This is a genomic window from Fimbriimonadia bacterium (assembly GCA_039961735.1).
In the GTDB taxonomy this organism is placed as follows: Bacteria; Armatimonadota; Fimbriimonadia; order Fimbriimonadales; family JABRVX01; genus JABRVX01.
Map to the genome: position 1 here is coordinate 1 of JABRVX010000059.1, position 11,763 is coordinate 11,763.

An 11,763-nucleotide genomic window follows, 5' to 3' on the forward strand; every position below is an offset into this window, starting at 1 on the left:
GGACCGCGCCGGGGCTCCGAAACCCATGCCCCGGCCCGCGTCCGCCGCTATGCAACCACCGCCCGTACCCCGCGAACCCAAGGACCGCGCCGGGGCTCCGGGCCACATCCTCTCCGTGCTACGATCCACTCAACGATGCGCTACCGACACTGGCTCAACGTCGGCCAAGGCGACGAGACGGTCTTCGTTACTACGGGCGTCCTGGGGTTCACGCCCGTGTTCCGTCGCTCAGAGCTCGCGGATGCAATGCTCAACTCGCTGGCGGACGACTGCCTGCACCTCGGGGTGACGCTGCACGCCTATGTTGTGATGCCTGAGCATCTCCATCTGCTCGCTCGCCTGCCACCCGGCAGAACTGCAGCGTCAGTCATGCGGAGCATGAAGTCCAGGTCAGCTGCAATTCTGCTGCCAATGTGTCGCCAGGAGATGGACAGCCTCCAACCTTCGGTCCATGGACGACGTGCCTTCTGGCAAGAGGGCTTCCGCAGTGTTCCCGTGTACAGTGAGGACGACGCCATTGTGAAGGTCGCCTACATCCACAACAACCCGGTGAAGCGAGGGCTGGTGCGGTCTGCGGAGGAGTATCGGTGGTCCAGCGCCTGGCTGTTCGAGCAGGGCTCGTGGTGCGAGGAGACCGGCCTGCCGCTCGACCAGGTGCTCGCTAGGCACCAACGGTGCTAGAGCGGCGCGTCGGCGGCCCGATGCCCCGGCGCGGTCCCTGGGCCGGCGGCTGCCGGGAGGTTGGAGGCGGCCGACCGGGACGCGGGCCAGGGCATGGATCGCGGCGACAGCCGACCGGGACGCGGGACGGGGCATGGATCGCGGCGACAGCCGACCGGGACGCGGGCCAGGGCATGGATCGCGGCGACAGCCGACCGGGACGCGGGCCAGGGCATGGATCGCGGCGACAGCCGACCGGGACGCGGGACGGGGCATCGTGATCTTGCGTCTACTCCACGGTGTCCCAGAGGAAGCGGTCGTAGTCGATTACGTTGTCGTAGTTCGCGTTCATCCCGTCCACCAGAGTTGCCACTCGGACACTCTTGACGTGCCCGTCCAAGAACGCAACGGTGAACCCTTCTCCGTAGGGATGGAACGGGAACGCCTTGCCGAAGGCGATTGCCGAGGTTGCGCAAGCAGCATTGTTCGGGTCGCCGCGAGCCACGGAGTAGCACACCCAGCCGAGCTGAGTGGTCGAGAACGGCGGGATCATGCCGACGGGCTTTCGGATGGTGGTGGGAGCGAAGGGCGAGTCCACAACGAAACATCCTCCGCCGGCCGGGGAGCCGTCACTGGTTCGACCATAGATGCTGTCTACGAAGACGAGCGTGGTTGCGGGCGCGGCCACCCCCGAGACCGACGCCAGCCAGGTCGTCGGGCTCTGCGCCGTGCCGGTCTGATACGCCAGCCAGTTGTAGTTGTAGCCTAGATTGGTGTGAAACCCTTCGCAATAGCGGCGCAGATAGGGGCGATTCGCCGGAATACTGACCTCGTTGACGTTGCGTGGGTTGCGAACGTGGTTATCATCCGGGTCTCCGGGGCAGATCAGAATCTCGTAGCTCCGCATATAGCTCTGTAGGAGGGTCGGCCATGCGACGTCTTCATCGCCCACAGGGATCGTGAGGCCCCAGGTGGTGTCGAAGAAGCCTTTCTTATTGGGCGGGAACAGGTAGTCGTCGTAGTCGTTCGCGTACATGATCGCGGCCTTGACACCTTGGTTGTGGTACGACTGGCAGGCTGCCTGATGTGCCTTGAGCCGTGCTTGCGAGAACACCGGGAACAGGATGCCGGCCAAGATCGCGATGATCGCGATGACCACCAACAGTTCGATGAGCGTAAAGCCTCGCTTCGGGTCTGTCATTTCGGAACACCTCTTGGAGCCGAATCGCCACGGTCGATTGGGGCCGGACGCTACAGGATCTCCACCATACGGACGGGTGGAGGCTCTCAAATCGTTCTAAGTAAAGTAATTCCCGCAGTTTCGCGGATGCTGGGGGCGACGCGAGCCAGCACTTGCCTATTACTGCGGGAACGGCTAGAATAGGCAACGCAAAGCGTAACGAATGGGTACGCCCAGCCGTACAGGATCGCGTGTCACCTGCGCCTAAGACGCCGAGTTCCCGAAAATCGAACCGGATAGCGTCTCGTGGGCGCAGCATGAGGCGCCGGCTTGCCGTCGCCAGGACCCGGTACAGGGCGCACGGATGGAGGTTTTGATGCGTTGGTTGGCTGCAGTTTTGGTTTGCGCAGGGCTTGTGACGGCAGGTCACTCGCAGCAACCCGGTACAGATTACAGGTTCCAGGACTATGACCAGCTCTTCGTGTCGTTGGCTCAGGAGCCGGAGCGAAACATCCGGGCCACCGTAGGGGGGGACGGTTACATCGATTACCCATACATCGGCCGGGTGCTGGTGCGCGGGCGAACCGTGGCCGAGGTCCAAGAGGAGATCGTCAGCAGGCTGAAGGCCGGCGGGTATTTCGTGGCTCCCGACGTCAGCATCACGATAGAGGTGTTCCGCAAACCGCTGGCTACGGTGGTCGGGCAGGACACTGTGCAGCGACCGAACGCGTACGAATTCCGGCCTGGTCAGCGTCTGCGCGACCTCATCGGAATGGCCGGCGGCCCCATCTATGGCGCAGCGGACACCAGGCGAGCCGTTCTTCAGCGTAAGGACAGCAACGAGCGTATTCCTGTGAACCTGCGGTTCCTTCTGCAGGACGTTCGTGACGACCAGAACTACGAGTTGAAGGACGGTGACGTTCTCACAGTTCCGCGCGACGAGCAGAACTTCATCACCGTCATCGGCGAAGTGAACAACCCAGGACCCCAGGTGTACCGCGAAGGGATGAGAGTGACCGACGCGATTGCCGCAGCACGGGGCGGCATTCCCGAACGAGGCCGGCTCAGCGCGATAACCCTGCTTAGGAAAGACCCGTACGACCCCGCCAAGGTCACTCAGATACCCGTGAACCTGTTCGAGGCGATCAAGGATATCAACAAGGACCTCGTGTTGCAGAAGACGGACACGCTGGTCGTGCCGCGAACGAACAACATAGACTTGCGCAACGTTCGGGACCTCGCGAATGCGATTTATATCATCACCATCACGCTTCGGAATCGGCCATTCGACGCCGTGACCGACGCTCTGCGATAGGTTAGGTAGGGGGCGGCTCAGTGCAAAGCGGAATTCTTCAGTTCCTGGCGCCGGTTCGGCGCCGATGGTGGCTAGTGGCCATTATCGTCATCCCCATCTGCTTGATCACAGCGGCAATCTCCATTTTCTCGCCCACGATGTACGACGGTTTCGTGACGATCACCGAGAAGCGCGTGGACCCACGCACGAACGTCGAGATCTATCCCACCATGGGCATCCAGACTGTGGACGTGGAGACGAGGCTGAACAACCTCATCAACACGATCACGAGCTGGACGGTGTTGCAAAAGACGTTCCTGGACCTTGTACAAACTGGCGAGTGGAAGCCCAAAGCCAATCCTTCAGCTGGAACGAAACAGTTCAACGACGCGATCACGGAGTTCACCTCTTCAGTGGACATCGAGCCAGTCCGCGGCTCCGAGTTGATCCGAATCCACTTCAAGGCTGATTCGCAGGAGGCCGCAATGGCGGGGATCAGCCGGCTCTACACGAACTTCCGTGACCACTACATCGAGCTGAACAGTGCCGCGGGCCTGAGAGAGCGCGAGTTTATCGAGGCGATGCTCGCCAAGGCGAGACAGGACTTTGCCGACGTCGTGGAGCGGAGGAAGAAGTACATCGCGGAGAATGAAGCTGTTGCACTCCAGGCTTCGACCTCCAGCCTGGTGAACCTTCGCGGGGAGACGCTTTCACAGATGAATCAGGCGGAGCGGGACCTCGCGATGTCCCAACGCTCGCAGGCCGTCTACCAGGCCGTGAAGGCCGAAAACCAGAAGCAGCCCCTCATCCCGACCGCCACGGCCCAGGCGATGAACCCGGTGTACGACCAGATCAAGCGCCAACTTGCGTCCGTTGAGGCAGAGTTATCGTCGCGCCTCCAGACGTATGGTCCCAACCACCCCCGCATGCGCGAGTTGGCACAGCAGAAGCAGGCTCTTATGGAAAAGGAAGCGGAGCTACTTCGAGCGAAGGAGGCTTACCTTCTGTCCGGCAAGTCCGAGACTCGTAGCTCCGAGTTGACGGAGGCGGAGCGAAACGTCAACCTGACCGAAGCGAACATAGTTGCCGCGAGGGCTAGGAAGGCGGTCCTCAACGTGCAGCTGGAGGACATCGAGCAGAAGCTGCAGCAGGTGCCTGAGAAGGAGCGGGGTCTGGCCCTGATCGAGGCGGAGTACGTCTCGCGACAGCGCGACCTCGATTTGCTTCAGACACGACTTACCGAAGCGAAGATCAAAGAAGAGGATGCGAAGAACGTACGCCTTACGATGGTGGACGACGCGTTCGTCCGGGTTATCCCGAAAAAGACCCTAATCAAGCTCGCGATCGCCTTCGGCCTCAGCTTCGCGCTCTCCGTGGGTTTGGTGCTGGTTCTCGGCCAGTTCGATGCCGGAGCGTACAGTCCGATGCAGGCGGAGAACGCGCTGGGCTACCCGGTCATCGGGTCGCTTCCGCGTACTCGCCAGGCTCAGCTTCCGAAGACGACCGAGACGGCGTCACCGCTCGCCTCTTCGTTCCAGGTGCTTTCCACCAACATCGTGGAGATGCGGAACCGGTTGCAGGGTCCGGCCATCGTGGTAGCGAGTGCCGAGCCGAACGTCGGGCGCAGTTCGGTGGCTGCCAACCTGGCGGTGAGCCTGGCCAGGGACGGCTCACGCGTCGTGCTGGTGGATGGAGACATGCGAGAGCCGTCACTTCACCGCCACTTCGACGTCGAGAACCGCAGTGGGTTGGCGGAGATTCTGGCCGGCACGGCGGCCATAGAGGATGTGTGCATGCCGACACCGGTGGACGGGTTGTTGCTGATCACTGCTGGCAAGCCGCCTGCTAACCCGGTCCGACTGCTGCGTGACGTGGGGTTGGAACGGTTCATCGAGCAGGTATCGAAGGCTGCGGACTTCGTGATATTCGACAGCCCGGCTGGCTCTGCGTTTGCGGATGCTGACGTGCTTGCCGGAACGCTTCAGAACGTGCTGCTCATCCACGAGGCCGGGTCACCGGCAACGATCAGCGAGGCGGAGTTCCACAAGCGGCTCGAGCGTCTGGGCATCAACATTATCGGCGTTGCGTTGAACAAGGTCCGACCCGAGGACTGCTCTGGCTACATCACCTTCCGGCGAGCTTACGAGGCCTCGCTGATGGCGCGCGAGGTGCCCAGCATACCCACCGAGCGACCCGCACTCGACAAGCCCAAACGGGAGAAAGCCGAGGCACCACGTCGGCCGGATGTCGAGGCGGATGACGAGGACGACGAGGTCTAGTTGGTTGGGTGGCGCCGCGACCGACGCGGCGCCACCCCTTATGCATGAATATGAGACTGGCAAAGAGAGCGACACAGGCACAGACGGTCTCCGTTTTCGAGGGCCGGATACCCTATCGCCATGTGCAATACCGGGTGTTCAAACGCGTGCTGGACGTGACGGGTTCTGCCGCCATGCTGCTGCTGCTGTTCCCACTCATGGCTGCCATTGCGCTAGCCGTCAAGCTGACTTCCCCTGGCCCGGTGATCTTCATGCAGCCGCGGGTGGGGCTCCGCGGGCGAACGTTTATGTTCCTGAAGTTCCGCTCCATGTACATGGATGCCGAGCAGCGGCTCCGAGAAGTGGGCGGGCTGAACGAGAAGGATGGACCGATCTTCAAGATCAAGAACGACCCCAGGGTCACGCCGATCGGCCGGACGCTGCGCAAGTTCAGCCTCGACGAGCTGCCGCAGCTCATCAACGTGCTGCGCGGGGACATGAGCCTGGTGGGACCACGTCCGCCATTGCCCCGCGAGGTGGAGAAGTATGATGAAGAGAGCTATGTACGGCTCTGCGTGACTCCGGGCATTACTTGCCTTTGGCAAATCTGCGGCCGCAGCGATCTATCCTTTGTGGATTGGGTCCGACTAGACAGGTTCTACATCGAGCACATGTCGTTCTGGCTCGATCTGAAGATTCTGCTCTTGACCATTCCTGCAGTGCTGAAAGGACAAGGAGCATACTAGCCGGGTGGGATAGAGGCGCGCGCAAGGCGGGCATGTCGGCACGTGGCGACCACCATCGGCAACGACATAGGGGTATCGGTTGAATCGGATACTGGTAACGGGCGGGGCCGGCTTCATCGGAGGCTTCGTCGTCGAACAACTGCTGAGCGCGGGGAAGGCCGTTCGGGTGCTAGACGACCTGTCCACTGGCTCGATGGACACGCTGGACGGTCTGGTTGGCAATCTGGAGTTTCAGCGTGGGGACATCCGCGACGAGAAGGCGGTTCGCGCCGCGGTTGCCGACGTTTCCGGCATCATTCACCTGGCTGCCGACATCTCGGTCCCCGATTCGCTGAACAATCCACTTCACACCTACTCGGTCAACGTGATGGGTACGTTGACGGTGCTGGAAGAGGCGCGTCGTGCGGGGGTGGAGAGCTGCGTGATAGCCAGCTCGGCCGCCGTGTACGGAGAGCCTGTTGGGAGCAAGCAATCCGAGGACTCGCCTACGCTGCCCCTGTCGCCCTACGGGGCGAGCAAGCTGGAGTGCGAGCAACTTGCCTCGCTTTACAGTCGCGCATTTGCGGTGCCGACGCTTTGCCTACGGTTGTTCAATGTTTACGGGCCCCGGCAGAGGCATGATTCGCCCTATGCCGCCGTGATCCCCATTTTTCTCTCGCGCATGATGCAGGGGCTGCCACCGCAGGTTTTCGGTGACGGTCAGCAGCGACGTGACTTCGTGTTCGTCGGCGACGTGGCGCGGGCCCTGATTGGAGCGCTGGGGCACCCCGAGCTTGCTCCAGGCGTGTACAACGTGGCATCTGGCACGAGCTGCAACCTGCTGGACCTTATCGCAGAGATCAACCGGAGCCTGGGCACGGCGCTGCAACCCGAGTTCTTGCCGGAGCGGAAGGGAGACATCCGTGAGAGCGTCGCCGACATCTCGCGGGCTCGTCACGAGCTGGGCTTCTCGCCTGCCGTGTCACTGGCGGAAGGAATCTCCCGAATCGTCCACGAGCGCGTTGTCCCGACGGAGGCGGTCGGTGGCTGATGCTGCGCAGGCTGCAGAACAGGTTGCCGTTGACGCCAAGCCTCTGCCTCTTAGCTTGCTCGTGGCGATGCGCCCGAGGCAGTGGGCGAAGAATTTCCTGCTGTTCGGCGGGCTCATCTTTAGCGGGAGCTTTGCGAAGCCCGAGCTGGTACTTCGTTCGTTCGCAGCCTTCGCCCTGTTCTGCGCGCTGTCGAGTGGGGTGTACCTTCTGAACGATGTGCGCGACCGAGAGCGGGACGCGCTGCACCCTGAGAAGAGGAGACGGCCCATCGCTTCCGGCCGTGTCTCGGTCGGTCTCGCCGTGGGGACGGCAGTGGTGCTGCTGGTAGCCGGGATCGGATTGGGCTTCGCTCTGGACCTTGGCTTCGGTGGTGTCGGGACTCTCTACCTTGTCTTACAGGGCGCGTACACCTATGCGCTGAAACAGGTCGTGATTCTCGACGTCTTTCTGGTTGCTGCCGGCTTCGTGCTTCGGGCTCTTGCCGGCGCGGTTGTTCTGGACGTGCGGTTTTCGCCCTGGCTGTTCCTGTGCACGATGATGCTCGCGCTTTTCCTAGGTTTCGGCAAGCGGAGGCACGAGTTGTTGTCGCTGGGTGCCGAAAGCGGCATGCACCGGAACGCGCTGAGGGAGTACACGCCCAACCTGCTGGACCACGCGGTCGTGGTGAGCGCAGCATGCACCGTAATGTCCTATGCGCTCTACACGATCCAGTCGACGACGGGTCAGTCCAATCCGTATCTGATGCTGACCATCCCGTTCGTGCTCTATGGGGTGCTCAGGTACCTATACCACCTGTACACGCAGCGCGAGGGAGGGAGCCCGGACAAGCTGCTCTTTCAGGACCCTCACCTCTTGCTGACTGTAGGGTTATGGGTCTTAGTCGCCATCCTCGCGATGGTGCTGGGCAAGACTGGAGTGGAATGACGTGGTCAATGGTAGTCTACCGCCCAGCATGACGGAGATGACCGGAGTTCGAGCTTGGGTACAGCGGCAGCCGGAGGCTCGTCGCCAGTTCGTGAAGTTCGCAGTGGTCGGGGCCTCGAGTACGGTGCTCGACCTGCTGACGTATAAGCTGTTGTGGTTCGTGCTGCCGGTCATTCCCTACGCTATGGCTCGGGGAGTGTTCCTGCTGACCGATCCGCTGGGCATCGCGCTGGACCTACAGAGAACTGCCGCTGCGATGGCCAGCGTGATCTCCAGTGGAGTGGTGGGCACTGCCAACAGCTTCTATTGGAATCGAAAGTGGACGTTCCGCGCAAGCGGACACGACTTGGCAATCCGACAGATACGTCGGTTTCTCTTCGTCTCGTATACCGGCATGGCCCTGAGGGCGATTATCGTGTATGGGTTGATGCCTCCGACAGGCGTCCGGCCGTCAGCTATTCAGGTGCTGATTTATCAGCTCATAGCCATCGTGATCGTGATGTTCTGGAACTTTTTCATGAACCGCCTATGGACATTTCGCAAGAACCGATAACGCAAGAGAGCTCAGCCGAGGAGACCAAGCCAGAGAAGCGCAAGTTTCAGCTCAAGATTCCGGAGCTGGAGACGCGCGATTGGGTTTTGATCGCGCTGCTCGTGTTCGCCGCCGTGGCGCCTTTCTGGAGAATGTGGGAATATGCCTGGGACCAGTGGTTCAAGGATACCGGCTACTATCAGCACGGTATCTTCGTGCCGTTGCTCATCGGCTACATGCTGTGGCGGCGATGGGAGGACCTCCGGCAGATAAGTGTGAACCCAGCCACATGGGCGATTGCCGTGGTAGTGCTTGGGGCGCTGGTCGGATGGTGGGGCAGCCGTGTTGATAGCCAGGTGGTTAGGCAGTTCGGGTTCATGGTATTCCTGTTCGGCTCTTGCCTGTATGTGCTGGGGACTAAGATGACCCGTGCCCTGCTCATGCCAATCATCCTCGTCGGCTTCATGCTTCCTTTGCCAGACCTCGTCTTCAGCCAGATGACGAACTCCGGTCAGGTGTACTCTACCAAGCTGGCGGTCAAGATGCTCGACTTCTTGGGCTATGAGCCGCACATGGTAAACAACTCCACAATCACACTGGACAACTACCAGATGGAAGTCGGGGTGCCCTGCAGCGGCTTCAAGCTGACGATGGCGCTACTGATGTTCGGGTTATTCTTCTGTTCGATAGCCAAGTTCAACTGGTGGCGGTCGATCATCATGTTCTTGGTGTTGGTGCCCGTCGCGCTCATCGTGAACAGCTGGCGTGTGGGGATGATCGGCATCTTTGGAGAACACTTCGGTGACGCTGCGGGCAAGCTGTTTCACGATTGGGGAAGCTACTTGGAGCTAGTGTTGGCATACGGTGCACTGTTCGGACTTGCGAGGTTGCTAGGATGGAAAGAGTGAGAAAGCACGCGATAAACATCTTCATCATCATGCTGCTGTGTACGATCGCCATCGCCGTGACGCCAGTTCGTCGGTATCAGGTACCGAATCAGGAGTATTACGTCGAGCGGGTCCCCAAGAACATCGGCAACTTCTCCGCTCGCCACACCAGCGACATGAGGGAGGTATGGGAAGCCCTTAGTCCGGACGGAATCGTGTGGTCGGTTTACGAGGGGCCGGGGGTTCAGTGGATTGATTTCGTGTTTCTTTCCGGGCGTTCATCGGACGCCTTTCACGACCCACAGCTCTGCTTCCGCAACCAGGGCTGGAATTTGGAGCCGCCCGTGGTGAAGCACATGCGGATCGACTCGCTCAGCCAGGACATACCGGTCAACGTGCTATCCATGACCAACACGAGCGGGGTCAAGGCGACGGCGATCTACTTCTTCATCGGCCCGTTCGGCTATACGGCCAATCCCTTCGTGATCAAGATGTCGCTGTTCGCCGCGAAGAGTCTCGGGATATCGGCGGGCCAGGGCTACTTCATCCGGTTCATCGTGCCCACTGAGACCTCGCAGGAAGACGATTTGGAGAAGATCCGACGCTTTGCCTCCGACATATTTGCTGTGCTGAAAACCACTTTGCCGGAGGCGATCAAGAGCTAAGGGCTGCCCATGTCGATTCATCACCAGCTAGCCGAGATAACTCACAACATGCGACTGTCGGTCGCGAAGCAGCGGCGCGGCTGGTTCAATGCGGTCAGCCGTGAAGCGCGGTTCAACATCATCCTAGCGGTTCTGTGCCTGATAGCCGCAGCCGTCCTGCTGTATCTGATGGGGGACTTGGAAGGCAGGCCTCTGCGCATGGCGATCGGTTTCGTGGCCGGCCTGCTCGCGTTCGTATTGGTGGCGCGGGCGCCAGACTCGCTGATCGGTGTTGTTCTGATCCTCAACGCTACCATCTTCGGCTTTGGCGCGTTCAGCTCGATGATGTTGAAGTTCAACGTCTTCGAGACGCAGGAGGTGGTACTCGGAGCACTGCTGGTCTTCGCGTTTTGGGAGCACTTGCGGCAGGGGAAGCAGGAACGTGCATCCGTGGATACGGTGTTTGTCTCGCTGCTGATCTTCTATGCGATCGTGCTCTTCCAGATACTGCGTGCCCAGTTCCTTCAGGGACGCGAGTGGGTATACATCTGGGACCAATACGGCAAGATGTGCCACTACCTCTTGCTTCTGCCGATGATCATCTATTTGCGCGACCCGGAACGTCTTCGGGTGTTCCTGTGGGTGCTGTTCATCGGTACTGGCGTCGCTGCTTGCCAGACCTACTACTTCTTCTTCTTCGGTGCCGGTGGTTGGGGGCACCTGTTCGGGTTGGTAGACGTCAGCGCCCGCGGAGTAGGATTGGCTGTTCGCCTGCCCAGTTCCATGTTGATGATGGGCATGACAATCGTCTGCTTCGCACTCTATCTGCACGTGGATGACGAGAAGAAACGGAAGTTCTATCTCTTCGCCATGCTGGCTTTCATGATCGCCGTGGGCATGAACAAGGGCAGGAACGCCTACGTCGGAGTGCTAATCGGTACCGCCACTTTGTGGGTCTTTTCGAGCCGTCAGGCCCGATGGCGGGCATTTAAGGATGCATTCTGGCTATCGGCGATCTTCTTTGCCGCTGCGGTGGCAATCCCGCCACTGGGAGCGAAGGTCATGAACGTAGCCGAGCAGATCGGGATTCGGTTCATGCAGACCTTCGACCCTGTCGAGTATGAGGCTGGTGGCTATCGCGACCGAATGCGTGAGGTGGAACAGGCGCTGCCGAGATTCTACGAACACCCCATCCTGGGTCAGGGGCCGGGGGAGTATCTGCGCAGAACGTACGAGGTGACACGACTTGGCGCGCACAAGATCGTCTACCAGCCCTATGTGCACAACTCCTACGTGTATATTCTGGCGACTGGGGGAGTGCTTACGTCCGGGGCAATCCTCGGAATGTTCGGGGTCTGGATCGTGACGAACCTAAGACGGGTGCGTAGGCTTCGCAACCCCTATGCGCGCGCTTTCGCGTGGGGGGGCGTGGCCTACATGCTGGCGATGTTAGCGAGTTCCTGGGTGCAGCCCAACTTCTTTCTGAACGCGCCTATCACTACCACAGTAGTAATCGTCGGATTAGCTGAAGCCGCCGCCAGACGTGATCTGGAGGAACAATCACGTCTCAAGACTGAAACCTTCAAAGCGGCGTGACACCCGCTACA

The 11,763-nt window shown here is 60.5% G+C and carries 11 protein-coding genes; 10 read left to right on the forward strand and 1 reads right to left on the reverse strand.

Annotation, left to right across the window (positions count from 1 at the left end; translation table 11 throughout):
- Nucleotides 1-135: 135 nt before the first annotated feature.
- Nucleotides 136-681, forward strand: coding sequence for a transposase (locus HRF45_12370; GenBank protein MEP0767317.1), 546 nt, complete (start codon nucleotides 136-138; stop codon nucleotides 679-681).
- A 268-nt stretch (nucleotides 682-949) separates the two neighbouring features.
- On the opposite strand, the gene HRF45_12375 is transcribed toward HRF45_12370, so the two are convergent.
- The gene (locus tag HRF45_12375; protein ID MEP0767318.1) at nucleotides 950-1,861 is read right to left on the reverse strand and encodes a prepilin-type N-terminal cleavage/methylation domain-containing protein; all 912 of its coding nucleotides are present in this window, start codon (nucleotides 1,859-1,861) and stop codon (nucleotides 950-952) included.
- A gap of 352 nt (nucleotides 1,862-2,213) precedes the next feature.
- On the opposite strand from HRF45_12375, the gene HRF45_12380 reads away from it, so the two are divergent.
- From HRF45_12380 to HRF45_12420, 9 genes are all read left to right on the forward strand, one after another.
- On the forward strand, nucleotides 2,214-3,155 hold the full coding sequence (locus HRF45_12380; protein MEP0767319.1) for an SLBB domain-containing protein: 942 nt from the start codon (nucleotides 2,214-2,216) through the stop codon (nucleotides 3,153-3,155).
- A 20-nt stretch (nucleotides 3,156-3,175) separates the two neighbouring features.
- Nucleotides 3,176-5,413: a polysaccharide biosynthesis tyrosine autokinase gene (locus tag HRF45_12385; GenBank protein MEP0767320.1), complete on the forward strand. Its 2,238-nt coding sequence runs from the start codon at nucleotides 3,176-3,178 to the stop codon at nucleotides 5,411-5,413.
- Between the two features lie 44 nt (nucleotides 5,414-5,457).
- Complete coding sequence (locus HRF45_12390; protein ID MEP0767321.1) at nucleotides 5,458-6,138, forward strand: sugar transferase; 681 nt, start codon at nucleotides 5,458-5,460, stop codon at nucleotides 6,136-6,138.
- Between the two features lie 79 nt (nucleotides 6,139-6,217).
- Nucleotides 6,218-7,168, forward strand: a complete 951-nt coding sequence (locus tag HRF45_12395) for a GDP-mannose 4,6-dehydratase (protein MEP0767322.1) — start codon at nucleotides 6,218-6,220, stop codon at nucleotides 7,166-7,168.
- Nucleotides 7,161-8,093 (forward strand): decaprenyl-phosphate phosphoribosyltransferase, encoded by a 933-nt coding sequence (locus HRF45_12400; GenBank protein MEP0767323.1) that lies wholly within the window; start codon nucleotides 7,161-7,163, stop codon nucleotides 8,091-8,093. The genes HRF45_12395 and HRF45_12400 overlap by 8 nt, the downstream gene beginning before the upstream one ends.
- A 1-nt stretch (nucleotide 8,094) precedes the next feature.
- The gene (locus HRF45_12405) at nucleotides 8,095-8,646 is read left to right on the forward strand and encodes a GtrA family protein (protein ID MEP0767324.1); all 552 of its coding nucleotides are present in this window, start codon (nucleotides 8,095-8,097) and stop codon (nucleotides 8,644-8,646) included.
- Nucleotides 8,622-9,533: an exosortase/archaeosortase family protein gene (locus HRF45_12410; GenBank protein ID MEP0767325.1), complete on the forward strand. Its 912-nt coding sequence runs from the start codon at nucleotides 8,622-8,624 to the stop codon at nucleotides 9,531-9,533. Before HRF45_12405 ends, HRF45_12410 begins: the two co-directional genes overlap by 25 nt.
- Nucleotides 9,530-10,177 carry an exosortase-associated EpsI family protein gene (locus tag HRF45_12415; protein MEP0767326.1) on the forward strand — a complete coding sequence of 216 codons (648 nt, stop codon included), beginning with the start codon at nucleotides 9,530-9,532 and terminating at the stop codon, nucleotides 10,175-10,177. The genes HRF45_12410 and HRF45_12415 overlap by 4 nt, the downstream gene beginning before the upstream one ends.
- Before the next feature lie 9 nt (nucleotides 10,178-10,186).
- The gene (locus HRF45_12420; protein ID MEP0767327.1) at nucleotides 10,187-11,752 is read left to right on the forward strand and encodes an O-antigen ligase family protein; all 1,566 of its coding nucleotides are present in this window, start codon (nucleotides 10,187-10,189) and stop codon (nucleotides 11,750-11,752) included.
- Nucleotides 11,753-11,763: the final 11 nt, after the last annotated feature.